The organism is Enterobacter sp. Acro-832, assembly GCF_011752745.1.
In the GTDB taxonomy this organism is placed as follows: domain Bacteria; phylum Pseudomonadota; class Gammaproteobacteria; order Enterobacterales; family Enterobacteriaceae; genus Enterobacter; species Enterobacter quasiroggenkampii.
The window spans coordinates 311,292-334,483 of sequence record NZ_VWWX01000004.1; the positions used below are offsets into that span (position 1 = coordinate 311,292).

Here is a 23,192-nt window from a genome sequence, read left to right on the forward strand (position 1 = left end):
GTTCCTGAACTCGCCCGGTCACGGATCGCTATACTTCATATGATTATCATATTGTTAAATGATAATTATAATTAATGTGTTAAGATGAAAGTCAGCATAAACAGTCCCTTACGTCACTCCTGGGGGCTGTTTGCATCCTCGACATGTAAATCAGCACCGGGGCGGTGAATGGAACACATTGTGTATGTGGTTGATGACGATGACGCAGTCAGACAGTCCGTAATCGGGCTGCTGGAATCCGCAGACTTAAACGCCATCGGCTTTTCATCGGCAGAAGCGTTTCTTCAGCACCGCTTTGAAGAGCTCCCCTCGTGCGTGGTCCTCGATATGCAGATGCCCACCATCTCGGGTTTTGAGGTGGCAGATGCCCTCAAGGACAGCGGGCGTGAAATCCCGATTATCTTTCTCACCGGCCACGGCACCATTCCGATGTCGGTGCGCGCCATTAAAGGCGGCGCTTACGAATTTCTCACTAAGCCCGTCGAATCCACCGCGCTTATCGACGCCATTGAGTCCGCGCTGCAGCTGGCGGAAAACAACGCCGAGCGCAATAAAGAGCACTACGCCCTGAAGCAGCGCCATCTCTCCCTCACACCGCGCGAACACGAGGTGCTCACGCTGGCGATAAGCGGCATGCTGAATAAGCAAATTGCCGCCGAGCTGGGCGTCAGTGAGATCACGGTGAAAGTGCATCGCCGCCGCGTAATGGAGAAAATGCAGGTGCGCTCCGTGGCAGAGCTGGTCAGGGCCGTTGAGCGCCTGACCAAAAGCCAGCCTGCGGAGTAACGTTTACCCTTCCTGTACCGCCAGCGGCAGCGCAAAGGCAAACACCGTGCCGTAAGGCTCCCGGCGGCGCGCGCTCAGCTTCCCGCAGTGGCGCTCAATGATGCTGGCGCTGATGGTCAGCCCCATCCCCATTCCCTGTGGCTTGGTGGAGTAGAACGAGTCAAAAATCTGCTCCAGCCGCTCGGGCTCAATGCCGCTCCCGGTATCGGCGATCTCAACGATCGCTTTCCCGTCCGCGTTGCTGGTGCTGAGGGTAATGGTGCAGGCGCGATCCTTCACCTCGGCCATCGCCTCAACGGCGTTCATCACCAGGTTAAGCAGCACCTGCTGGATCTGCACGCTATCACCGGTGATAAAGCTGTCCTGCGCCTTCAACAGGTAATCAACGCTAATGTGTCGCTGCTCCAGCTCGCTGCGGGAGAGCGCGATGATATGGTGGATCAGATAGTGCAGATCGATGCGCGAGAAAGTGGGATCCTGCTTGCGCGTCAGGGACTGGATGCTGCGAATGATCTCCCCCGCCCGCGCGCCTTCCGCGGCGATCTCTTCCAGCCCTTCCCGCACTTTATCCAGCCGGGCCGGCTCCCGGCTGAGCCAGCGCAGGCTCGCTCCGGCGTTAGAGACGATCGACATCAGCGGCTGGTTGATCTCATGGGCGATGGAGGAGGTCAGCTGCCCGACGGTGGTGGCGCGGGACACCCTCGCCAGATCCGCCTGCGCCACCCGCATGGCATCCTCCGCGGCGCGCTGGCTGGTGATATCGGTGATGATGCCGTAATACTCATTCACCTCGCTGCCCACGCCCACCGGATCGCCAATCCCGAGGATATAGCGCGTTGAACCGTCGGTACGCTTCACCCGAAACTCCGCACGCATGGAGAGCCCTTCGCGCACGCTCTGCGTGACGATGGTGCTGATGCGGGCGTAATCGTCTTCATGAACGAAGGTCAAAAATTCCGCCATGGAGATCATCTTTTGCTGCTCGGGCAGGCCGAGGATGCGGGCGTACTCCTCCGAGACAAACATCAGATCCTGCTCCAGCTCCCAGCGCCAGCTGCCGGTGTGGCTGATCTGCTCGCCCAGCATCAGCGAGGTCTGGCTGGCGCGCAGCTCTTTTTCCACCCGACGGCGCTGGATGTTCTCCCCCAGCAGTTCGGCGTACAGCCGCGCCGTTTCCAGGGAGACCGCAGCCTGCGCCCCCAGCAGGCTCACCACGCGAGAATGCTCGGCGGTGAAGACCTCCGGCATCAGGCGGTTTTCCAGGTAGAGCACGCCTACCAGCCGCGCCTGTTTGAACATCGGGACGCACATGACGGCCGCCCCCGAGGTCACCAGATAGGGATCCTGACTGAAGGGGTGAAACTCCTCCGGCTTACCGGTGCGGATCTCCTGCCCGGTGCGGATCACCGCCGCCAGCACCGACAGGGGCATGTCGGTCGCCGTCGGCACGTCCTTCAGGATCCGCACCCGCACGCCTTCGGTGCTGGTCCAGGCGCTGGCCTCGATCTCCGGGATCAGATTATCGCTCACGCGAAGCAGCAGGCCGCGCTGCGCCCCGGCGCGTTCGAGGAGGATCGTCATCAGGTTTTCGATTAAGCGCTCGAGGTTGATCTCTTCCGACAGCGCGCGGGAGGCTTTGATGACGCTCTGCAGATCGCGGATCGTCTCGTTCTGAGCGAACGCCACCGTGTCATAGGCGCTCGCCTGCCCTGAGGCCAGCAGATGCGGGAAATCCTGCTCCAGCTGGCGCACCTTGGCCTGCGCGCCCGCCCGGCCCCAGGCGGCAATTGCGCCACGGAAGTGTGCGTCCGAGGCGGTTGGATAGCCGCAGGCCAGCGCAAAGCGGCCCGCCAGCTCGTGGGCCAGGGCATTAATCGGATTAAACCCGCCCTCGCGGGAGAGCCGGACCGCCTTCTCATACTGCTCAAGCGCGATGCTGTTCATCCCGTCCAGACGCACGATTTCGGCGTAGATCAGCGCCTCTTTATCCGCGAACGTGCCGGGATTAATGCGCGCCCAGAGGGCGATTTTGTCATAGTGGGCGTGAATGCTGCGGCGGTGGTTCGCCGAGAAGGTCTCCGGCGTTAACTGACGCGAAAGCGCCAGCGCGCTGTAAAGATGGTAATCCAGCAGATGGATGTGCCCCGGCGCAGACCACGCGTACCACCCCGCCATTTCCAGATCCGCCTGCGCGTCGGCATACTCCCCGCAGGTAAAGTGGGCCATGCCGCGGTAGAGCCAGTACCAGAACAGCATGGTGGAGGTCTGCTCCGGTGCCTGCTCCGGCGACGCGGGCAGCAATGCCTCCGGCAGCACCTGCGATGCGGTCCAGGTGCCGATAACCGGCGTGCGCAGGAACTCAACGTAGCCGCGCTGGACCATCAAAATGGTCTCCACGTCCTGGAAGTGGGTTTTACGCACGAACGCCAGGCCGCGATCGATGCTGGTCAGCACCCCGTCCAGGTGATCGCCCCGGGAGAGGAAGTTAATCACTTGGTGGCAGGCCGCAAAGCAGGCCATCGTCATATCCCCGTGGGTCACCGCCGAGGTAAAGCAGGCCTTCGCGCACTCGATGGTAAACGATAAAGGCTGGGTCCAGACGCTTAGCTGGTCGAGCGGTAGCAGGGTTTTGGCTTCAAACGCGTCGTAGCCGTGGCGATTCACCAGCTCGCGGGCCAGGGTGCCGTATTGAAAGCCGAGGCGATACTCGGCGTAGCGGTGGCCCATCAGCACGCCAAACCAGGCCATCGCCGTGGTGGAGGCGCCGGTAATACCGTGGTCGAGCGTCAGGTGCATCATGCGGCAAAGCAGTAAAAAGTGCAGGCGCGGACAAATGAAGCTGGCGCAAATGCTGGCGCTGTAAAGCAGGTTCATCACCGCTTCGGTTTCCGGGTTATCCATCCGCGAGAGCGGGGCAAACAGGGTTTGCGGCGCGTCGCCCGCGCGGTTACAGAAGTGTTCCCAGGCCTCGTCGCAGTCGGCATCTTCCGGATAGCGGCCGATCTGAATACCAAAGACCCCCAGCCAGCAGAGCGCTGCCTCCAGCGCCAGACGGCTGTCCGACTGGCGAATGTACACTTCCACCAGCAGATTGGCCGCCAGCGCCTTTTCGGTCAGCCCGCCGGGGCACCCGAGGATCGCGTCACACAGTTCGCGGGTACGCTCCAGGTGCCCCAGCGCAAACTCGCAGCCCGCCTCTTCGATATCGAGCATAAAGTCTGACACCGTCCCGGCGTTGCCCAGCGCTCGGGCAGTCTGGATATAGCTCAGCGCCGAGAGATAATCCCCCGAGCGTTTCGCGCGTCGCGCGGCCAGCAGGCTCAGCTCGCGGAACATCTGGCGCTGCGGGGCGGGCTGGATGCTGTCCAGCGCGGCCGTGACGTGATGTACGGCGCGAAACAGCAGCTCGTTCCCCGCCGCCTGCCGCGCGGCGTCGGCCAGCAGGCTGGCGGTGGTCAGATGAAGATGGCTTTTCTCATGCCGATCCAGCAGCGCAAAGGCGGCCTCCTGCACCCGGTCGTGGGTGAAAGAGTACGCTTTCTCCGTCAGCACGATCAGCTGCGCCATGACCGCCGGATGCAGCGCGTAGCGCATTTCCGCCATCGATATACCGACCACGCGGCAGATCATCTCCATTTCGCCCGTGCCGCCGAGGCAGGCAAGGCTACCCAGCAGGCGACGCGTCTCGTCGGGCAGCTCTTCCAGCTTCTCCAGCACCAGGGTGACGACGTTTTCGGTGTAATGCCGGGCGCGGATGGCCTGCAGATCGTAGTGCCACTTGTCCTGATATTTGTTGTGCACCACCAGCCCGTCATCGACGATGCGGCGGAAAAATTCGTGTACAAAGAGTGGGTTGCCCCCGGTCTTTTCATGGATCAGCGTGGCGAGGTCGGTCGTCGCCGTGCTGCGGGTACGAAATACCGTCCCCAGCCAGCGGGACACGGCTTTGACAGAGAGCGCCTGCGGGACAATTTCGCTCGCGTGCTGTGCCGCCTCCGGCAGGCTCGCCAGCTGCTGTTGCAGTGTGGGTTCGGACAACGAACCGATGTCGCGGTGAGCCACAACCACCAGCAGTGGGATCGCGCCGCAGTTCACCAGCAGATAGTTGAGCGTATGCAGGCTGGCGGCGTCGCTCCACTGGAGATCGTCGAGCACCAGCACCAGCGGGCAGCCCTGCGAGGCAAAGGTTTTCACCAGCGCCAGCACCATATGGCTGAAGCGCGCCCGGGCATCAATGGAAAACGTATCCGCCGGGAAGCGCGGCTTGCGCTCAAGCAGCAGGCCCAGCTCGGGCACGAGGCTGACGGCCAGCGCCTCGTGTCCTTCCAGGGCGCGAGAAAGACGGATTTTCCACTTCGCCACCTCGTCTGCCGGCAGGCCCAGCAGGTGCAGGGTCAGGGGGCGGAATGCGGAGCTTAATACGCCGTAGGGCAATGACGGTGAAAACTGATCCACTTTGCCCACCGCCAGCAGCACCGTACGCTGCTGGAGCGTTTTTAACGCCGTCGCAATGATGGAGGATTTGCCGATCCCCGACGGCCCGCCGATGGTCACCAGCTCCGGCACACGGTTCTCCCCCACCCGCTCAAACGCGGCAATGACGTCATTCGCCTGCGGATGCGTCGCGAACAGCGAGTCCGCCAGAAGAATAGCCGGGGTGCGGTCCTGCTGGCCGGGGGTAAAGGCAACGATCTCGCCCTCACCGGTCAACGTCGCCTGGCAGCGGCGGAGGTCGGCAATCAGCCCGTCAACCGTCTGGTAGCGGTTATCGGGGTGCTTCTCCAGCAGCTTCAGGATGATGGTCGACAGCATTCCCGGCACGTCCGGGCGTATCGCATCCGGAGCCAGCGGCGCCGAGGCAATATGGTAGTGCGCCCAGTTGGTCCGATCGTCCTCCCCCAGTTCAAACGGCAGACGTCCGGTCAGGAGTTCATACAGCACCACGCCGAGGCTGTAGAGATCGCTGCGGCCATCGACGGGGCGCTGGGTGCGGGAGGTGTGCTCCGGGGACATATACGCCGGCGTGCCGCCTGAAATGGCAAGCCGGGTCTGCGCGAAGGCGCCGGAGAGGCTGCATGAAAGGCCAAAGCTGCCCAGACGGCAGGTGGCATCGTGATGAACAAAAATATTGCCAGGCTTGATATCGCCGTGGATCAGGTTTTGCAGATGCATCTGGCGCAGAGGAACGCAGATCTGGATCGCCAGCTCGATAAAGCGCGCGATCCCCGAGATCGCCCTGCCCGCGCGCCGCGCCAGCAGCTCAAACGAAAACGGGGCGTACACCAGCGCGAAGCGTCCCCGGTACTGGGTGGACGCGACGGCACGAATGGCCCAGCTGTCCTGCAGCGCGTCACGCAGCGCAAACTCGTTTTTCAGCAGCCGGGTGGCCCGCTCTTCCTCTTCGTCGCTGACCGCGGTGGCGATAATGAACGAGCCGCCGGAATGAGGATGTCGCGCGTGCATCCAGGCGATTCCGCCCTCCTGCGCCAGCACGGTAAAAATCACATCCTCTTTAAGGACAAAAACCCGCCCCTGGTGAAGATTTCCCTGGGCGGGCCAGAATGCAGGCTGCTCGTGTTCGTTCATCCGCGATCCTTATTGTCGGCGGGCCAGCTCCCGCTGAATATGATCCAGCAGAATATCGATGTTAATCGGCTTACGCAAAAAAGCAGCGGCGCCCAGACCGAGAGCGTACCGCTGCATATTTTCATCAGCATGACCGGAGATAAAGAGCACGGGCGGAGGCGGTACGGCCAGCAGCCGCAGCTTGTCAAATAGCTCAAGGCCGCTCATACCCCGGAGCTTGATATCGGTGATCACTAGCGCCGCGCCGGACAGGGCAAGCGGATGGCTCAGAAATACCTCTGCCGAATCAAACGTGTCGGTTGAATAGCCTTCCGACTCCAGGAGATTACTCAACCCGCTGCGGACGGAACGTTCGTCATCAATGATGGCAATGCGCCACGGCAGCGTCATGCTGTTATTCCTCTAACCAGTCATTTAACGTCGCGAGGGTCCTTCGCGGGCGCAGGGGGCGCCGTGCCGCTGATTTTCGGTACGCATTCGTGACGAAACCAGGCGAGGGTGAGCGGTTCGCGACTCAGTAAACGTCGTCCCACCGGGATGAGCTGTTCGCCCACCAGCATGCCGAACAGGCCAAGCAGGGCGACAACCGGCGGTGCCGGGGAATGGACGTCGAGCAGAGCGTAAATTACCCCAGCAACCACGCCGCACACCAGCGAAATTATCCATGCTTTCATGATGACGCTCCCGTCTGCGATGCCGCCTGCGGAACGGTCACCTGAGGAGGTGGGGCGCCGTCGCGGGATAAGAGATGGCGCGTCGCCTGTTCACCCGCCAGCATCCCCAGCAGACCAATCAGCGCCAGCGCGGGCGGCGCGGGGGAGCGCACCTTCAGCACGGCATACATCAGGCCAATCAACACGCCTGCCGCAAGGGATATCAGCCCAGTACTCATCGTGAACTCCAGAGAAAGAGGCAGCGGCGAGCCGGATGAGGGACCAGCCCGCCGACGGGACTTAGCGAGCCGGGACCGGCGCTAAGGTGCGGTGCTCGCTCTTCTGGCGAGACGGCGCTTTGTGCACCATGGTGTAGGCGTAATCCACGCCCATGCCGTACGCGCCGGAGTGCTCGCGCACGATGTCCATCACCGCGGTGTAGGTCTCTTTACGCGCCCAGTCGCGCTGCCACTCCAGCATTACCTGCTGCCAGGTCACCGGGATCACGCCCGCCTGGATCATGCGCTGCATCGCGTAGTCGTGGGCTTCTTTCGAGGTGCCGCCGGACGCGTCCGCCACCATATAAATTTCGTAGTCGCCTTCCAGCATTGCGCACAGGGCAAAGCTGTTGTTGCACACTTCTGTCCACAGACCGGCCACCACGACCTTCTTCTTGCCGTTGGCCTTCAGCGCGTCGCGCACCTTCTGGTCGTCCCAGGAGTTCATGGAGGTGCGCTCCAGAATGTCCTGACCCGGGAACACGTCCAGCAGCTCAGGATAGGTATTGCCGGAGAAGCTTTCGGTCTCTACGGTGGTGATGATGGTCGGGATGTTGAACACCTTAGCCGCTTTCGCCAGCGCCACGGTGTTGTTTTTCAGCACCTGGCGGTCAATCGACTGCACGCCAAACGCCATCTGTGGCTGGTGATCGATAAAGATGATCTGACAGTTCGCAGGGGTTAACACTTCGAGCTTTGAAGAGGTCATAGCATTTTCCAGTGGTTAAGGGTAGAAATCGCCGCGAGCGCCACGGCGATAAAGTCACCCTCATCCTGCGGTTTTCCTTCTCCGCGCGTAATTATCTCTTCGTATAGTTAACCTTAGGTATAGTTATACTTTGGTATACCTATCCTATTGTATAACTGGATCTTTGCCGAAACCGGTTCCCATAATCCTGACCATTCCCCTCTCAGTCAGGAGCAGTTATGGTTACCCTCGGTAAAGCCGATCTCATTCTGGTTAACGGCCAGTTTCACACCGTCGATCGCGAGAATCCTGTCGCGGAAGCCGTTGCCGTGCGCGACGGAAAATTTCTGGAAGTGGGTACCGTCGCCGAGGTGATGCAGCACCACGGCGACGCCACCAAAGTGGTGGATTTGAAAGGCCACACCGCCATCCCCGGCCTCAACGACTCGCACCTGCACCTGATCCGCGGCGGGCTGAACTACAACCTCGAGCTGCGCTGGGAAGGCGTGCCCTCTCTGGCCGACGCCCTGCGGATGCTGAAAGAGCAGGCGCTGCGCACCCCGTCGCCGCAGTGGGTGCGCGTAGTCGGCGGCTGGACCGAGTTCCAGTTTGCCGAGCGCCGCATGCCAACCCTGGACGAAATTAACGACGCCGCGCCGGATACCCCGGTCTTCATCCTGCACCTGTACGACCGCGCCCTGCTCAACCGCGCCGCGCTGAAGGTGGTCGGCTACACCAAAGACACGCCAAACCCGCCGGGCGGCGAGATCCAGCGCGACGCCAACGGCAACCCGACCGGGATGCTGATCGCCCGTCCGAACGCCATGATCCTCTATGCCACGCTGGCCAAAGGGCCGAAGCTGCCGCTGGAGCAGCAGGTTAACTCCACCCGCCAGTTCATGCGCGAGCTCAACCGCCTGGGGCTGACCAGCGCCATCGACGCGGGCGGCGGCTTCCAGAACTACCCGGAAGATTACGAGGTGATCGCCGAGCTGCACGCGAAAAAGCAGATGACCATCCGCATCGCCTACAACCTCTTTACCCAGCGTCCGGGCCACGAGCTGGAAGACTTTGAAAAATGGACCGACATGCTCACGCCGGGCCAGGGCAGCGACTTCTTCCGCCACAACGGCGCGGGCGAGATGCTGGTCTTCTCCGCCGCCGATTTTGAAGACTTCCTCGAACCGCGCCCGGATCTCGCGCCGGGCATGGAGGACGAACTGGAGCGCGTGGTGCGCCATCTGGTGGAGCACCGCTGGCCGTTCCGCCTGCACGCCACCTATAACGAATCCATCAGCCGCATGCTGGACGTCTTCGAGAAGGTGAACCGCGACATTCCGTTCAACGGCCTGCACTGGTTCTTCGACCATGCGGAAACCGTGTCACAGGCCAACATCGACCGCATCAAAGCGCTCGGCGGCGGCATTGCCGTCCAGCACCGCATGGCCTTCCAGGGCGAGTACTTTGCCGAGCGTTACGGCATCGAAGCCACCCGCCACACGCCGCCGGTGGCGAAAATGCTCGAGACCGGCGTGCCGGTGGGCTTAGGGACGGACGCCACCCGCGTGGCGAGCTACAACCCGTGGACCGCGCTCTACTGGCTGGTCTCCGGCCGTACCGTCGGCGGAATGCAGATGTACGACCACAGTGCCCGTCTGGATCGCGATACCGCCCTGATGCTCTGGACCCAGGGCAGCGCGTGGTTCTCCAGCGAGCAGAACCAGAAGGGGCAGATTAAAGTCGGCCAGCTCGCCGACCTGGCGGTGCTCAGCAAAGACTACTTCCGCGTGCCGGAAGAGGAGATCAAGGGCATCGAGTCCGTTCTCACGGTGGTCAACGGCGACATCGTCTACGCCGCGGGCAGCTTTGGCCCGCTCGCGCCGCCGGCCATCCCGGTCCTGCCCGAGTGGTCCCCGGTGGTGAAGGTGCCGGGCCACTACCGCAGCGCGCCGCCGCAGGCTACGCGCGTGGGTATGAGTGTGGCTCACCACTGCAGCGGCCCGTGCGGGGTTCACAGCCACCAGCACGATTTCGCCCGCACGTCAGCGATGCCGGTGTCCGACGATAACGCTTTCTGGGGGGCGCTGGGCTGCAGCTGCTTTGCATTCTGATGAAAAACACCACTATGCCGCCCCGGATCGACCTGGGGCTGTTCTTCCTGCGCCTGACCGGCAGCCTGCTGCTGCTCTATGTGCACGGCCTGCCGAAGGTGCTGCACTTCAGCGAAGAGCTGACGCGCATTGAAGATCCGTTCGGCTTCGGGCCTTACGCCAGCCTGATCCCGGCGATTGTCGCCGAGGTGATCTGCCCGCTGTTGATCATTGCGGGCGTCTACACCCGCCTGGCGTGCCTGCCGATTATCGCCGTGCTGCTGGTGGCGATGCTGGCGGTCCACCCGAACTGGTCGATTGCCGAAGGGCAGTTTGGCTGGCTGCTGCTGATTATCTTCACCACTCTTGCCCTCACCGGGCCGGGCCAGTGGCGGCTGCAGCGTAAGGCAACGGAGAGGTTCGCATGACCCAGGTTAACGACGTTCGCGACGCACACGTCGAGACGACGCCCGCACCGACGGTTTCACCCTGGCAGCCGCTGAGCCAGCCGGTGTTCCGCATGCTGTGGATCGCCACGGTGGTCTCTAACGTCGGCTCATGGATGAGCGACGTCGGCATCAACTGGAGCATGCTGACCCTGAGCGCCGACCCGCTGGATATCGCGCTGGTGCAGGCAGCCAGCAGCCTGCCGATGTTCCTCTTCGCCCTGCCGTCCGGGGTGATGGCGGACATCGTTGACCGGCGTAAATACCTGCTCTTCTCCCAGCTGTGGGTGTTCATCGCCGCCGCCGGGCTGACGGCGCTCTCCTTCACCGGACACGTCACCCCGACCGTGCTGTTGGTGGCGACGTTTCTGCTGAGCGTAGGGGCGGCGATGAGCTCGCCGCCGTTCCAGGCCGTGGTGCCCGATCTGGTGAGCAAGCCGGAGCTGGGTGCCGCCGTGGCGCTGAACTCGCTCGGGGTGAACATCAGCCGGGCGATTGGCCCCGCGCTGGGCGGTTTCCTGCTTTCGCTCGCCGGGCCGTGGATGGTGTTTGCCCTGAACGCGCTGTCCGTGGTGGGCGTGGCGTGGGTACTGTGGCGCTGGCGTCCGGCCCCGTCCATTCAGCGTCTGCCGCCGGAGCACTTCTTCTCTGCGGTGCGCACCGGCATCCGCTACGTGCACGCCGCCCCGGTGCTGCGCAACGTGCTGGTGCGTACCGTGGCCTTCTTCGTTTTCGGCAGCGCGGGCTGGGCGCTGCTGCCGCTGGTGGCGCGCCGCGAGCTGGGCCTGGGCCCGGCGGGCTACGGCGTGATGCTGGCGTGCATTGGCCTGGGGGCGATTGCCGGGGCCATCCTGCTGCCGCGCCTGCGCCAGCGGCTGAACGCCGACCGCCTGATGGTGGCCGCGAGCCTGGTCTTTGCCCTCACCATGCTGGCGCTGGCGTTTGTGCGCCACGTCTGGCTGCTCAACCTGTTTGAGTTCTTCACCGGCTTCGCGTGGATTGCGGTGCTCTCGACGCTGAACCTCGGCGCCCAGCGCAGCGCCGCCCGCTGGGTGAAGGCCCGCGCGCTGGCGGTCTACCTGACGGTATTCTTCGGCTCGATGACCACGGGCAGCGCCATCTGGGGGCAGATAGCCTCCCGGTTTGGCACCCCGACCGCGCTGGTTGTCGCCACGCTGGGGATGGTGCTGGCAAGCGCCACCGTGTTCCGCTGGAAGCTGGAGAAAGACCCGGAATTAAACCTCGACCTGAGCGGCCAGCCGCTGGACGGCGTGGAGATCGACCTGCCGAACGAGCGTGGCCCGGTGCTGGTCTCGCACGAGTACATCATCGACCCGCACAACGCAAAAGCCTTCCTGGAGGCGGTCCACGAGCTGCGCCGGGTGCGACGCCGCGCCGGGGCGATGAGCTGGGCGGTATACGAAGATATTGAGCGCCCCGGCCTGTTTATCGAGACCTTCCTGATGGGCTCGTGGATTGAGCATCTGCGCCAGCAGGAGCGCCACACCATGAATGACCTCCTGCTGCAGAGCCGCGTTCTGGCTTTTCATCAGGGCACAACATCACCGGCAATTCGTTATCTGGTCGCGCCGGTATAACCATAACCATCACCTGCACAGGAACACACTATGGCAACGTTTAAGGCAAAAGACGGCACGCAGATTTACTACAAAGAAGGCGGCGCGGGCAAACCGGTTCTCTTCAGCCACGGCTGGCCGCTGGACGGCGACATGTGGGACAGCCAGCTGAACTACCTGGCCGAGCGCGGCTTCCGCGCCATCGCCTTTGACCGCCGCGGCTTTGGCCGCTCGGATCAGCCGTGGAACGGTTACGACTACGACACCTTTGCGTCCGACATCAACGACCTGATCACCACCCTGGACCTCCAGGACGTGACGCTGGTGGGCTTCTCCATGGGCGGCGGCGACGTGACCCGCTACATCAACAACTACGGCAGCGCGCGCGTGGCCGGTCTGGCGCTGCTGGGCGCGGTCACGCCGATCTTCGGCAAATCCGGCACCTTCCCGCAGGGTGTGGATCAGAGCGTGTTCGACGGCATTCGCGACGGACTGCGTAAAGATCGCGCCCAGTTCATCAGCGACTTCGCCACCCCGTTCTACGGCACCAACGCCGGGCAGACCGTTTCCGCCGGTGCCCTGACCCAGACGCTGAACATCGCCCTGCTGGCCTCCCTGAAGGGCACCATCGACTGCGTGACCGCCTTCGGCGAAACCGACTTCCGCCCGGATATGGCGAAAATCGATGTGCCGACGCTGGTGATCCACGGCAGCAACGACCAGATCGTGCCGTTTGAAAGCACCGGCAAGCTGGCGGCAGAGATGATCAAAAACGCCACGCTGAAGGTGTACGACAACGCGCCGCACGGCTTCGCGCTGACCCACCAGGACCAGCTTAACGAAGACCTGCTGGCGTTTGTGAAGTCGCTGTAAGTCTTAAAAAGCGAAGCCTGATGGCGCTTCGCTTATCAGGCCTACAAGGGCTGGTCCTGTAGGCCGGGTAAGGCGCAGCCGCCACCCGGCGCTTTCGCAGACGCGTTGCGCTCCGCCAGCAGCCTACAAATCTCCGCATGCTTCTCCTCGGTAAAGGTAAAGCGCGACATAAAGCCCATTCGGATCAGCGACCCTATTGCCGGCAGCAGGCAAATCCCGAAGAACAGCCCCGACAGCACGCTCTCGCTCTGAATTTGCGCCTGCGGCACATAGCCGATCATCGTCAGAAACACCCCGATTAACCCGCCGCCCACCGCCACCGACATCTTGCCGGTAAAGGTCTGCCCGGAGAAGGTGATAGCCGCGCAGCGCTTGTGGGTGTGGTACTCCGCGTACTCGATGGTGTCGGCAATCATCGACGAGGTGAGGATGTTGGTCATCATCACGAACAGCGTGCTCAGGCCGAGCAGAATAAACAGCATCGTCACCTGCTGATAGCCCACAAACCACATCACCACGCGCACCGCCACGTCCAGCCCGCAGAGGATCATAAACAGCTTCCGCTTCTGCATCCGGCGCGTCAGCATCGGGGCGACCAGGCACAGCACCGCCGCGACTATTCCCATCACGCCAATCGCCATCTGCAGGCTGCCGTCGCCCAGATTGTTGATAAAGAAGTAGATATAGAGACCGCCCGCCACGTTATGAAACACGCAAAAGAAGAACGACAGCAGGACGATAAACAGCGGCTTGTTCTGGCGCAGGTTGTGGAAGGTATCGCGGATGGTCACCTTTTCCGGGCTTGGCGGCACGCGCTCTTTAATCTGCATGAAGCCGTTAAGCATCAGCGGCAGGCCCACCAGCATCATCACCAGCGCCGCCATAAAGTAGCCTTTGTCATTGCTGTACTGGGCGAAATAGGCCGCCAGCTTCGGGAAGAAGATGTTGGCGCAGGCAATCCCGGCGTTCACCCCGAGCATCGCCGCCGTCACCGCGCGGGTGCGCTGCCCGGAGTCGTTGGTCATCACCGACGACATCGACCAGAATGGGATATCGGAGATGGCGTACAGCGTCCCCCACAGAATATACGTCACCCCGGCGTAGAGGATTTTGGTGGTCATGTCCGCTTCGATTTTATAGAACGACAGCAGCGTGACGCCGGTGATCAGCAGCGGGGCGATCAGCAAAAAGTGGCGAAACTTGCCGAACCGGCTGTTAATGGTATCCATAATGCTGGCAAACAGCGGATCGTGAACCGCGTCCCACGCGCGGGCAATCAGGAAGATGGTGCTCGCCGCCAGCGCCGAGATCCCCAGCACGTCGGTGTAAAAATAGTTAATAAACGAACCCACTAAACCAAAGCTAAAACACTGACCTAAACCATAACCAAAATAAGACCACAGCTCGCGAGACGGTATTTTCATTGTCGTTGCCATTGTTATATGCCTGCCTGGTTGCCCGGCGGTGGACCGCCGGGTCGATATTATTAGTCCTGCGCCTGTGGGGCGATCTTGCGCAGCTGCTGCATCAGGGCGATTTCACGGCGCGAGAAAGGAATGCCGTTCTCCTCAAACACGTCGTGGAACCAGAGGCGGCAGTAGTCCGTGGACTCCTTCATCACCACCGGCCACGGCAGCCACGTCTGGGTTTTGCCGCGCACCAGACCCCACTGGTACGGCGCGACCTTCGCCGCGTACATCAGCGGAAGCTGCTCTTCGATGGTGCTGCCCACGTGGCGGGCCAGCCATTCGGTGCAGAACAGCGGTCGTCCGAGCTTTTGCAGCTGCTGAATAATCGCCGTCATGCGCCCGGTGTGGGTGTAAGCGTGGAAGCTCACCACGTCCGAGAGCGCCAGCGCGGTCTGGTCCAGCGGATGCTGAAAGAACGTCTCGCCCTCCTCTTCCGGCGGCAGACGCCACGCGCAGACGGTGAGCGGCTGGGTCGGATCTTCTTCACGCACCCACTGGAACGCCAGCTTCATCAGCGCGTGGGCGCAGGTCTCCAGCTTCGCGTCGTACTGCACTTCCTGCGTGCCGGTGGCGAAAATGCCGCGGTTGCCCGGCTCGTTGTAGAGATCCCACAGCAGCACGCGCCTGTCGTCGCGGTACTGGCGTACAACGTCGCGGATATAGCGTTCAATGTCTGCCCAGCAGTCCGGATCGCACACCTTGTCACGCCCCGGGCTCGCCGCCGCCTGGCTGTTGTGCTTGCCCGGTACCGGCGGCTTTTGCGGGCCGAGGTACGGCTCGTCGCCGGAGAAGCCGCAGTCGTCCATCAGGGTCAGCATGGTGCTGAACCCGTGGCCGTCGGCAATCGTCAAAAAGCGGTCGATGCGCGCCATCAGCCCGTCGCGGTCGTGCTCCCAGACGATAAACGGCAGGTTGATGCGCAAGGTGTTGTAACCCGCGTCCGCCGCCCAGCCCAGCTCGCGCTCGATGGTGGCGGCATCGAAGGTCTCTTCCTGCCAGATATCGGTCCAGTTCACCGCCGTCGACGGCAGATAGTTAAACCCGCACAGCCAGCCCTTCTGCTGATACCACGCCTGTGCCTGCTCCCTGCTCCACTGCTCTTTCATTACGCGTCCTCTTACTGATAATATTTAGCTAATAAATATTAGTTGCAGGATAAATGCGCAAATCACGGCGATAAGAAAAGCGACGCCCCTCACAAAGTTCACGCTTCGATGAATGAGAAACGTGATCGACGGCGCGTAAGCGTGCGGTTAGGGTATGATGCGAATTCGCGAAAGGGAGAGGACGGATGAAGCGAAAAACGAAAGTGACGATGAACGATATTGCGCGGGCGGCAGGGGTGTCGCAGGCGACGGTATCGCTGGTGCTTAACCAGTCCCGTAACATCAAGCTCAGCGACGACACCCGCCAGCGGGTCATTGGCGTCGCTACCGAGCTCGGCTACGACCGTCTCCCCGCCGTTCACGCCCCGCGCAACCAGGAAGAGATCGCCCTGCTGGTCAGCTCGCTGCAGAGCTTTGACCCGTTTATCGACGCCATCAGCCAGGCGCGGGAAGCCGCGTGGCGCAATGAAACGTTGCTCACCGTCTACGACTACGGCGACGGCGACGACATCGAGCTGGCGCTGAACATCATCCGCCAGCTGGAGAAGCGCAACTGCATCGGGATTGTCCTCGCCTCACCGGTCACCACGCTGGTGGACATGACGGCATTCCAGGACTGCACCCGCATCCCGCTGGTGCTGCTCAACCAGCGCGACCCCGGCTCGCCGCTGCTGCCGTCGTTTATCCCGGACGACTACGCCAACGCCTTCCAGGTGACTAAACACCTCATCGCCTGCGGGGCCACGCGCATCGCCCACATCACCGGCGAGAGCTGGATGGAGGCCTCGCGCCAGCGTCTGGCGGGCTACCAGGCCGCGCTGCAGCAGGCCGGACTCACGTGCGACGACGGTCTGGTGCGCCAGACCAACTGGCAGTTCAGCGAGTCCTTTACCGCGACGACCTCTCTGCTGGAACTGGCCGAGCGCCCGGACGCCATCTTCTGCGCCAGCGACTGGCTGGCGATCGGCTGCTATCAGGCGCTGGCGGTGAACGGCGTGCGCATCCCGCAGGACATGCTGCTGGCGGGCTACGACGACCAGAAGATTTCCGAGCAGCTCACCCCGCCGCTGACCAGTATCCAGCTGCCCTACAGCGAGCTGGGACGGCTGGCGGTGGAGTACCTGTGCAATCAGGAAGATGCCGCCACGCACGTGACGCTGGCGGGCAGGCTAAAGGTGCGCGCCTCAAGCCTCGTCTGAGGTAAACACCATGCCCGCGTAGGGTTTCTCGCGACACGCCGCCAGCCGCGCGGCGAGGCTGCCCACGTGCAGCTCCAGCTTGTGCCCGTCCGGGTCGAGAAAGTAGAACGACGCCCCCTCGCTTTTGTTCTGCTTCCAGACGGTGACGCCCGCCTGTTCCAGCCTTTGCGAGAACGGTTCAAAATCCTCTTCCGCCACGGTAAACGCGTAGTGGGTGTAGTCGCTCTCCTGCGGCGGCACGTACTGGCGCGCCTCGTCGTACGACAGGCAGACCCACAGATCGCCACAGGTGAGGTAGGCCCCGGTATTCCAGCGGGCGTGCAGGGTCAGGCCCAGCAGCGCGTGCCAGAAGGTGACGCTTTTTTGCAGGTCGCTGACCGCGAGGGTCAGGTGGTTGAGTGATTGCAGCATGACGTGCCCTTTTGTTTTTCGCGCCGGACGTGGTACGGTAAAGAGATGAACATAAACCACGCCGTGCTCACCGTAAACCGCTGGTGGCTGCCTTCTTAAAGGCGGCACGGAGTAGTTTTCCCCATTTTCAGATAGCCGCCGAAAGGCGGCTTTCACTTTTCTAAGACCCCTTTCGGCTTTACAACGTTAAGGAGTCTTTATGAACCCGCAGACCATCCTCACCGGCGATCGCCCAACCGGCCCGCTGCACCTCGGCCACTTCGTCGGATCGCTGCGCCAGCGCGTGGCGCTGCAGCAGACGCACAGCCAGTTTGTGCTGATTGCCGACCTGCAGGGGCTGACCGACAACGGCAGCAACCCGCAGAAGATCCGCGACAACATCCCTGAAGTGCTGGCCGACTACCTCGCCGCCGGCATCGACCCGAACCTGACCACAATCTGCCTGCAGTCCGCCCTGCCCGCCCTCGCCGAGCTGACGATGCTGTATATGAACATCGTCACCGTCGCCCGCGTGGAGCGTAACCCGACGGTGAAAAACGAGATTGCGCAGAAAGGCTTCGCCCGCTCGCTGCCGGTCGGGTTTATGGCCTACCCCATCAGCCAGGCGGCGGACATCACCGCGTTTAAGGCCGAGTGCGTGCCCGTCGGCGACGACCAGCTGCCGATGATTGAGCAGACCAACGAGATCGTCCACAAGATGAACAGCCTGCTGCCCGCCCCGGTGCTGCGCCACTGCAAGGCGATGCTGAGCGACACCAGCCGCCTGCCCGGCATCGACGGCAGCGCCAAGATGTCGAAATCGCTGGGCAACACGCTGCACCTTTCGGCCAGCGAAGAGACGATTCACCGTGCGGTGAGCGCGATGTACACCGACCCGAACCACCTGAAGGTGAGCGACCCGGGGCAGATTGAGGGGAACGTGGTGTTTACGTACCTCGACGCGTTTCATCCGGACAAGGAGAAAGTGGCGGCGATGAAGGCACATTATCAGGCGGGCGGGCTGGGCGACCGGGCGTGTAAGAACGAGCTGGAGGCGTGCCTGCAGGAGCTGATTGCGCCGATGCGGGAGCGGAGGGCGATGTATATGCAGGACAAGGGGGAGCTGATGGCGATGCTGAAGCGCGGGACGGAGCGGGCGCAGGGGGTGACGCAGGAGACGTTGAGGGAGGTGAAGGTGGGGCTGGGGGTGCCGGTATTTAGTTAAAGTCGATTTAGCGGTGGAATGCGGGGGGTTAGCATCAAGCCGCTAATTATCTCATTAAAGATAAAATTGATACCTATAACAATTCTTAATTTCTTGTTTAGATAAAATAAATTGCTTCAGTCACATTAATATTACATTGATAAATCCTTTATTGCGCATTTAAAGGATTATTATGGCCGATGTAGAAGATATAGCCCGGAGATTATGCAACATAATAGCTTCTCCTGATACAGTTACTGGGCTTATAAATGGAGGGCTATCTGTACCGCTAGATTATGGATATCTGGTTTATGGTATCTTTGACACGGATACCAGGTATGCTCGTGAAACTCAACGAATAAGAATGCTCACTGCCATAAAAAACGACATTCTGAATTACGAGAACATTGTCAATGCAGTTAAAGCCATATTCGAAGCGTTCAACAGATATTTAACTGAGGCGGAGCAGGATAAAATATACAGATCTGTAATGACTTCAATCGCAGGTAGAGTATCAACCAATATTATTGCATCTACTATCGCGAAACATGTTATTGAAAGAACGTCCTTCACGTTTGTTGTTTTCAAAGGGAAAAAAAAACCAATCACGGCACTGAGCACACTCCTTTTGTTTGGGGGAATGGCTGAACGTTCAATTAGAACATCTGACAGACTCAAAGCCGAAGCCCCAGAGGTATATCAACTTCTGAGACCAAGAGACTATGACTTACTTTATTTTCTGTTCGCTGATGCCGTCCAGCCTTTCGTAGATGCTATCCATGCAGGTTATTCAGAAGGAAAGCCTGTATTTAATCAGATCATGAAGAAAGTTAATGAAAAACTAACTGCATACACTACGGCAGGCGCGTATGAGTAAGTTTATCATCCCCATTATAAACCTGCTTCTTTGCTCATATTTAGTTTTAGCCTATATCCTTAGCTGGGTTGAATTCGAAACCTGGAATGATAAAACAATCGCCTTTTGCATCATTACCCTAAGCGCTTACATTATTTCATTAGTAATGAATAAATTACTGCCAGGAAAGATACGTATTTTTGGCGGGATCCTGGATGTGTTATCAGGTCCCTTACTGATCATCGGTGCATGTGCTTGTATAGCTGTCCTTGAACCATGGCCGCTGAAAATTATTGGCTTATTCATATGGGTCGTTGCGATGTTGCACCTACCTTCTTTTGTAAATATAGATGAGGAATAATTATGTCAAATCCAGCGTATCTTTGATTAACCGATGCTAATGGCTCACCCATCGTAGGAGGTTCCATGGTGTCCGGCCGGTTTGGTGCTATTGAATTAAAGGCAGTCGCTCATCACCTCACCATTCCTGTGAGTGAAAATACAGGCCGACTAACAGGTACCCGCGTACATACACCGATTGCCGTTCAGAAAGAGTTTGATAAAACGACACCGGTTCTAATCAGGGCACTGTGTGAAAACCAAACACTGAAATCGGCTACGATAAAAATGTACCAAATTGATGATGCAGGAATCGAGAGAGAATATTTCAACATTATCCTGGAGAATGTAAAAATCACGGGTATCACGCCCAATCTGTTCCCGGGTTCTGGAACAGGAACGCATACAGAGACAATCGAGCTAAGATATGAGGCAATCACCTGGAAACACTGTGACGGGAATATCGTTTACAGAGATGCCTGGAATCATATGGCGATAGCCTGAACCGACTTTAACATTTCTCGGGCCGAGGTAACGTTGTGCTTGTCGGTCCGACCAAGCGGAGCGCCACCGGGAAGCGCTGGCGATTATTTCTACCGCCTTAAAGGAGAGCATCATTATGGAACCCACACTCTCTCAAGTCATTGAGGTTGTTCGAAACTCCTCAGGTGAGCATCGTAAACCTATCGATAGCAATACGTTGATTGAGGCCGATTTGCATATTTGCGGTATCGACGGCGAAGACCTACTGGAAGACTGCGAAGAAGCGTTTGGCGTTCAGCTTGCCACGGAAGAAGATGGCTACAGGAAAACGTTCTCTCTCGCAGAGAATGAGTATCTGTTTACGGGTGAAGGCATAGACTTTTTTGGCATCTGTCGGTTTATCCGCTGGATACGTGGCATACCCGAACCTGTTATATGTGATTTAACCGTCGGCAAACTTCACGCTGCGCTGGTTAAGGCTGTGAAAGAGCAGGTTAAGCGTGATTGATTTTTACTTAAAACGGGCATGAGATGACATGCCCGTTTTATTGCTTCAAGCGTTACATTAGATGGGAAGCACAGTTACTCCGACATCGCCTGCCCTGTTCCACGCTTAACAGCCGGTATATCGCCAGTATCATTCAGCGCTCCCGGAAACGTCTTCAACCACTGCGCGACTTTCTGTTTATTGATATTCACCACACTCATACCTTCCAGGCATCCCCATAATTCTCTTGTATGCTGTGGTGTAATCACAATGCAGTCTTTCATGGCTCGGATTTTTACGGGCATGCCGTCGATAAAGCCCGCACGGGTTAGCCACTCGCCGCCCAAAAGAAGGTATTTCATATCTATGCGGGAATAAATTTCGCAGCAGGCGGCACTGTCCTGCGGCGTCTCCGCGCGGGGATGGACGGGGGCCGCGTTGAGCTGGTTGCCGTGTAAACGGCGGGCGCTGTTTTTGCGTACCAGCTCGCGGTTTTCAATCATGCCGGTGAAAGCGTCTGATTCTGTTTTGCAAACAGTAAACTCTGGCTTAAAATTCGTCGCAGCCATATACAACTCCATATTAGTTGGTTGTGGTTAGCGGTATGGGGGTGTTGCAGCACCTTCATATCGCGAATTGTTCATTAAATATTCTTCAATATTTCCTTTGCCGTTCGGCGTAATTTCTGGTGCTCATTATACCGTGCTGAATATAAACACAGCGGTTTGGCGTGGGGTAAATTTGGAATTTGCGAGGGGGGTTCAGGAAAAAAGTTCGTGTGCGGTAAGATCATGTTTTTGCTGATTGTGGGTTGATTGGTCTGGGTTTTGCGAGCATCATCGCAATTATTTACCTTCTTCCGTAACGCGATGGCTTCCAGCAAAACTCTCGAACAGGCAGTTGCCGATATCACCATCTGGCGCAAAGGCGAACAGCGTGCGCCGCATAAGCCTTTATTGCTTCTGTACGTGCTGGCGAACTATCAGCAGGGGCATGCGCGACTGTTTGATTATGGAACCGAGGTTCACGAGCAGTTGCTTAGCCTGTTAGAACGCTTTGGCCCACAGAGGAAGGCGCATTACCCGAATATGCCTTTCTGGCGGCTCAAAGGGGATGGATTTTGGGATCTGAAGAATACTGAGTTCTGTTCGACCATTGGCAGTAAGCAACCGCCTGTTAAAGAACTTGTGGAACATAACGTCGCAGGCGGGTTTGATGAAGAACACTTTGCGCTGCTAAGTAAGAACAAAAACCTGATCGGCTCGCTGGCGCAGCAGATCCTTGAAGCGCACTTTCCTGAAAGCATTCAGGAAGAGATCGCGGATGAGATGGGCTTTAATATTCAGCAAATCCGTAAGGTTCGCGATCCGCTGTTCCGGCAGCAGGTGCTACGTGCTTATAACTATGAGTGCGCAATCTGCGGGTTTAACATGCGACATGATAACGCCTCTGTTGGTCTTGAAGCCGCGCATATCAAGTGGAAGCAGTTTGGTGGACCGTGTGAGATCCCAAACGGGCTGGCGCTGTGTGCGATTCATCATAAGGCGTTTGATAAGGGATCGATTGGACTAGATGAGAGTATGCGGGTGCTGGTGTCCGAGGCTGTGAATGGGAGTGGGATTGTTGGGCGGTTGTTCTGGGATTTTGCTGGGAAGCAGATTGCGTTGCCGATGGTGAAAGGTAATTATCCTGGGGAGGGGTTTGTAGAGTGGCATCGGAGGGAGGTTTTTAGAGAATGAGTGCGAAGGCCGGGCTCGCCTTTTCGTTTAATTTATTGAAAATTAATGGGTTGTTTAGGGATTCGCCCCCAGAATGGGACATAAAATTGAATACTGGGTGGAAGATCACAAAGTTGCGTGATTATTTTCCAGGTCCGAAACGCATTCCAGAGTAAGGCTTCTCACGGCATTGCACCAGTCGAGATACTAAATCTCCCACATACAACTCCAGCTTGTGACCATCCGGGTCAAGAAAATAGAAAGATTGCCCTTCGCTTTTATTGTCTTTCCAGACCGTCGCTCCCGCCTGTTTCAGCTTATACGAGAACGACTCAAAATCCTCTGGCGCGATGCTGAATGCATAGTGGGTGTAGTCGCCTTCCTGCGTGGCTACGTAGTTGCGCGATACGTCGTACGAAAGATGCCGGTAAGAACAATACATCTAACTAACCAATCAATCTTACTTGTTTTACAAATGAATGAGTTAATGCACCTTGGCCAAACTATCCAGATTTTTATTTAACATACTCAAGTTACGTACTTCCTATCTCAGATTTGATTTGTTACATTATAACAAAAATTGAGGTACTCATGAAAACGACTCTGTATAAAGATTTCACATTTGAAGCCGCACACCGACTACCCAATGTACCTGATGGGCATAAGTGCGGACGTTTACACGGGCACTCGTTCGTTGTTCGCCTTGAGATCACCGGAGAGGTGGATAAGCACACGGGGTGGATTATCGATTTCGCAGAATTAAAAGCGATCTTCAAACCTACGCTGGATAGGCTGGACCACTATTATCTCAACGATATTCCTGGCCTTGGGAACCCAACAAGCGAAGTTCTGGCTCAATGGATCTGGAATCAGATTAAACCACAACTCCCCATCCTGAGCGCAGTTATCGTGAAAGAGACATGCTCTGCAGGCTGCATCTACCGTGGTGAATAACAAAAAGGAA

Annotated in this window: 22 protein-coding genes and 1 pseudogene; 13 read left to right on the forward strand and 10 right to left on the reverse strand. The window is 58.9% G+C overall.

What is annotated here, in order from left to right:
• Window positions 1-168 precede the first annotated feature (168 nt).
• Window positions 169-786, forward strand: coding sequence for a response regulator (locus tag F3J31_RS16285; RefSeq protein WP_048028672.1), 618 nt, complete (start codon window positions 169-171; stop codon window positions 784-786).
• A gap of 3 nt (window positions 787-789) precedes the next feature.
• On the opposite strand, the gene F3J31_RS16290 is transcribed toward F3J31_RS16285, so the two are convergent.
• The 5 genes from F3J31_RS16290 to F3J31_RS16310 all read right to left on the reverse strand — a co-directional run bounded on the left by F3J31_RS16290 (window position 790) and on the right by F3J31_RS16310 (window position 8,012).
• Window positions 790-6,372, reverse strand: coding sequence for an AAA family ATPase (locus F3J31_RS16290; RefSeq protein WP_167214155.1), 5,583 nt, complete (start codon window positions 6,370-6,372; stop codon window positions 790-792).
• 9 nt (window positions 6,373-6,381) lie between these two features.
• Window positions 6,382-6,762 carry a response regulator gene (locus F3J31_RS16295; protein WP_008501346.1) on the reverse strand — a complete coding sequence of 127 codons (381 nt, stop codon included), beginning with the start codon at window positions 6,760-6,762 and terminating at the stop codon, window positions 6,382-6,384.
• A 20-nt stretch (window positions 6,763-6,782) separates the two neighbouring features.
• On the reverse strand, window positions 6,783-7,046 hold the full coding sequence (locus F3J31_RS16300) for a XapX domain-containing protein (RefSeq protein WP_024909507.1): 264 nt from the start codon (window positions 7,044-7,046) through the stop codon (window positions 6,783-6,785).
• Window positions 7,043-7,264 carry a DUF1427 family protein gene (locus tag F3J31_RS16305; protein WP_024909508.1) on the reverse strand — a complete coding sequence of 74 codons (222 nt, stop codon included), beginning with the start codon at window positions 7,262-7,264 and terminating at the stop codon, window positions 7,043-7,045. The genes F3J31_RS16300 and F3J31_RS16305 overlap by 4 nt, the downstream gene beginning before the upstream one ends.
• Before the next feature lie 61 nt (window positions 7,265-7,325).
• Window positions 7,326-8,012, reverse strand: a complete 687-nt coding sequence (locus F3J31_RS16310) for a hydrolase (RefSeq protein ID WP_008501349.1) — start codon at window positions 8,010-8,012, stop codon at window positions 7,326-7,328.
• A gap of 218 nt (window positions 8,013-8,230) precedes the next feature.
• On the opposite strand from F3J31_RS16310, the gene F3J31_RS16315 reads away from it, so the two are divergent.
• Genes F3J31_RS16315 through F3J31_RS16330 form a run of 4 tightly spaced genes read left to right on the forward strand, consistent with a single transcriptional unit; the run spans window position 8,231 to window position 12,977 of the window.
• Complete coding sequence (locus tag F3J31_RS16315) at window positions 8,231-10,102, forward strand: amidohydrolase (RefSeq protein WP_167214156.1); 1,872 nt, start codon at window positions 8,231-8,233, stop codon at window positions 10,100-10,102.
• Window positions 10,102-10,509 (forward strand): DoxX family protein, encoded by a 408-nt coding sequence (locus F3J31_RS16320; protein WP_032649971.1) that lies wholly within the window; start codon window positions 10,102-10,104, stop codon window positions 10,507-10,509. The genes F3J31_RS16315 and F3J31_RS16320 overlap by 1 nt, the downstream gene beginning before the upstream one ends.
• Entirely contained in the window at window positions 10,506-12,125 is a 1,620-nt protein-coding gene (locus F3J31_RS16325; protein ID WP_024909511.1) for an MFS transporter, read from the forward strand. The genes F3J31_RS16320 and F3J31_RS16325 overlap by 4 nt, the downstream gene beginning before the upstream one ends.
• A gap of 30 nt (window positions 12,126-12,155) precedes the next feature.
• Window positions 12,156-12,977: an alpha/beta hydrolase gene (locus F3J31_RS16330; protein ID WP_167214157.1), complete on the forward strand. Its 822-nt coding sequence runs from the start codon at window positions 12,156-12,158 to the stop codon at window positions 12,975-12,977.
• Between the two features lie 41 nt (window positions 12,978-13,018).
• Here the strand turns inward: F3J31_RS16330 and F3J31_RS16335 are convergent, their stop codons facing one another.
• On the reverse strand, window positions 13,019-14,413 hold the full coding sequence (locus tag F3J31_RS16335; protein ID WP_032649974.1) for an MFS transporter: 1,395 nt from the start codon (window positions 14,411-14,413) through the stop codon (window positions 13,019-13,021).
• Between the two features lie 50 nt (window positions 14,414-14,463).
• Window positions 14,464-15,552: a cellulase family glycosylhydrolase gene (locus F3J31_RS16340; protein ID WP_167214158.1), complete on the reverse strand. Its 1,089-nt coding sequence runs from the start codon at window positions 15,550-15,552 to the stop codon at window positions 14,464-14,466.
• Window positions 15,553-15,737: 185 nt separating this feature from the next.
• Here F3J31_RS16340 and F3J31_RS16345 point away from each other — a divergent pair, with 185 nt between their 5' ends.
• Window positions 15,738-16,751, forward strand: coding sequence for a LacI family DNA-binding transcriptional regulator (locus tag F3J31_RS16345; RefSeq protein WP_167214160.1), 1,014 nt, complete (start codon window positions 15,738-15,740; stop codon window positions 16,749-16,751).
• Here the strand turns inward: F3J31_RS16345 and fosA are convergent.
• Window positions 16,737-17,162, reverse strand: a complete 426-nt coding sequence (gene fosA / locus F3J31_RS16350; protein WP_148768628.1) for a FosA/FosA2 family fosfomycin resistance glutathione transferase — start codon at window positions 17,160-17,162, stop codon at window positions 16,737-16,739. The two genes, F3J31_RS16345 and fosA, sit on opposite strands and share 15 nt — an antisense overlap.
• A 199-nt stretch (window positions 17,163-17,361) precedes the next feature.
• Between fosA and trpS the strand changes: the two genes are divergently transcribed.
• The 5 genes from trpS (at window position 17,362) to F3J31_RS16375 (ending at window position 20,531) form a co-directional block, all read left to right on the forward strand.
• On the forward strand, window positions 17,362-18,366 hold the full coding sequence (gene trpS, locus F3J31_RS16355) for a tryptophan--tRNA ligase (protein ID WP_167214162.1): 1,005 nt from the start codon (window positions 17,362-17,364) through the stop codon (window positions 18,364-18,366).
• Window positions 18,367-18,538: 172 nt separating this feature from the next.
• Window positions 18,539-19,222: a hypothetical protein gene (locus F3J31_RS16360; protein WP_167214164.1), complete on the forward strand. Its 684-nt coding sequence runs from the start codon at window positions 18,539-18,541 to the stop codon at window positions 19,220-19,222.
• A complete protein-coding gene (locus tag F3J31_RS16365; RefSeq protein ID WP_167214166.1) occupies window positions 19,215-19,562 on the forward strand; it encodes a hypothetical protein in 348 nt (115 codons plus the stop codon). The genes F3J31_RS16360 and F3J31_RS16365 overlap by 8 nt, the downstream gene beginning before the upstream one ends.
• Before the next feature lie 50 nt (window positions 19,563-19,612).
• On the forward strand, window positions 19,613-20,044 hold the full coding sequence (gene tssD / locus F3J31_RS16370; protein ID WP_345790470.1) for a type VI secretion system tube protein TssD: 432 nt from the start codon (window positions 19,613-19,615) through the stop codon (window positions 20,042-20,044).
• Between the two features lie 115 nt (window positions 20,045-20,159).
• Window positions 20,160-20,531, forward strand: coding sequence for a hypothetical protein (locus F3J31_RS16375; RefSeq protein WP_045348371.1), 372 nt, complete (start codon window positions 20,160-20,162; stop codon window positions 20,529-20,531).
• Between the two features lie 74 nt (window positions 20,532-20,605).
• Here the strand turns inward: F3J31_RS16375 and F3J31_RS16380 are convergent, their stop codons facing one another.
• Window positions 20,606-21,079, reverse strand: a complete 474-nt coding sequence (locus F3J31_RS16380; protein WP_084832599.1) for a SymE family type I addiction module toxin — start codon at window positions 21,077-21,079, stop codon at window positions 20,606-20,608.
• A gap of 300 nt (window positions 21,080-21,379) precedes the next feature.
• Between F3J31_RS16380 and F3J31_RS16385 the strand changes: the two genes are divergently transcribed.
• The gene (locus F3J31_RS16385; RefSeq protein ID WP_167214168.1) at window positions 21,380-22,249 is read left to right on the forward strand and encodes a phosphorothioated DNA-binding restriction endonuclease; all 870 of its coding nucleotides are present in this window, start codon (window positions 21,380-21,382) and stop codon (window positions 22,247-22,249) included.
• 121 nt (window positions 22,250-22,370) lie between these two features.
• Here F3J31_RS16385 and F3J31_RS16390 read toward each other — a convergent pair.
• Window positions 22,371-22,649: pseudogene (locus tag F3J31_RS16390) on the reverse strand (FosA family fosfomycin resistance glutathione transferase); the annotation flags it as partial.
• A 170-nt stretch (window positions 22,650-22,819) separates the two neighbouring features.
• On the opposite strand from F3J31_RS16390, the gene queD reads away from it, so the two are divergent.
• On the forward strand, window positions 22,820-23,182 hold the full coding sequence (gene queD, locus F3J31_RS16395; RefSeq protein WP_167214170.1) for a 6-carboxytetrahydropterin synthase QueD: 363 nt from the start codon (window positions 22,820-22,822) through the stop codon (window positions 23,180-23,182).
• Window positions 23,183-23,192 lie beyond the last annotated feature (10 nt).

Bases quoted from the DNA above. Each gene is read 5' to 3' on its own strand.
- fosA (WP_148768628.1), bottom strand. From the start codon at position 17,162: ATGCTGCAATCACTCAACCACCTGACCCTCGCGGTCAGCGACCTGCAA.
- F3J31_RS16305 (WP_024909508.1), bottom strand. From the start codon at position 7,264: ATGAGTACTGGGCTGATATCCCTTGCGGCAGGCGTGTTGATTGGCCTG.
- F3J31_RS16325 (WP_024909511.1), top strand. From the start codon at position 10,506: ATGACCCAGGTTAACGACGTTCGCGACGCACACGTCGAGACGACGCCC.
- F3J31_RS16295 (WP_008501346.1), bottom strand. From the start codon at position 6,762: ATGACGCTGCCGTGGCGCATTGCCATCATTGATGACGAACGTTCCGTC.
- F3J31_RS16320 (WP_032649971.1), top strand. From the start codon at position 10,102: ATGAAAAACACCACTATGCCGCCCCGGATCGACCTGGGGCTGTTCTTC.
- F3J31_RS16375 (WP_045348371.1), top strand. From the start codon at position 20,160: ATGGAACCCACACTCTCTCAAGTCATTGAGGTTGTTCGAAACTCCTCA.
- F3J31_RS16330 (WP_167214157.1), top strand. From the start codon at position 12,156: ATGGCAACGTTTAAGGCAAAAGACGGCACGCAGATTTACTACAAAGAA.
- F3J31_RS16285 (WP_048028672.1), top strand. From the start codon at position 169: ATGGAACACATTGTGTATGTGGTTGATGACGATGACGCAGTCAGACAG.
- F3J31_RS16300 (WP_024909507.1), bottom strand. From the start codon at position 7,046: ATGAAAGCATGGATAATTTCGCTGGTGTGCGGCGTGGTTGCTGGGGTA.
- F3J31_RS16365 (WP_167214166.1), top strand. From the start codon at position 19,215: ATGAGTAAGTTTATCATCCCCATTATAAACCTGCTTCTTTGCTCATAT.
- F3J31_RS16335 (WP_032649974.1), bottom strand. From the start codon at position 14,413: ATGGCAACGACAATGAAAATACCGTCTCGCGAGCTGTGGTCTTATTTT.
- F3J31_RS16290 (WP_167214155.1), bottom strand. From the start codon at position 6,372: ATGAACGAACACGAGCAGCCTGCATTCTGGCCCGCCCAGGGAAATCTT.
- F3J31_RS16385 (WP_167214168.1), top strand. From the start codon at position 21,380: ATGGCTTCCAGCAAAACTCTCGAACAGGCAGTTGCCGATATCACCATC.
- F3J31_RS16315 (WP_167214156.1), top strand. From the start codon at position 8,231: ATGGTTACCCTCGGTAAAGCCGATCTCATTCTGGTTAACGGCCAGTTT.
- trpS (WP_167214162.1), top strand. From the start codon at position 17,362: ATGAACCCGCAGACCATCCTCACCGGCGATCGCCCAACCGGCCCGCTG.
- F3J31_RS16340 (WP_167214158.1), bottom strand. From the start codon at position 15,552: ATGAAAGAGCAGTGGAGCAGGGAGCAGGCACAGGCGTGGTATCAGCAG.
- F3J31_RS16380 (WP_084832599.1), bottom strand. From the start codon at position 21,079: ATGGCTGCGACGAATTTTAAGCCAGAGTTTACTGTTTGCAAAACAGAA.
- queD (WP_167214170.1), top strand. From the start codon at position 22,820: ATGAAAACGACTCTGTATAAAGATTTCACATTTGAAGCCGCACACCGA.
- F3J31_RS16345 (WP_167214160.1), top strand. From the start codon at position 15,738: ATGAAGCGAAAAACGAAAGTGACGATGAACGATATTGCGCGGGCGGCA.
- F3J31_RS16360 (WP_167214164.1), top strand. From the start codon at position 18,539: ATGGCCGATGTAGAAGATATAGCCCGGAGATTATGCAACATAATAGCT.
- F3J31_RS16310 (WP_008501349.1), bottom strand. From the start codon at position 8,012: ATGACCTCTTCAAAGCTCGAAGTGTTAACCCCTGCGAACTGTCAGATC.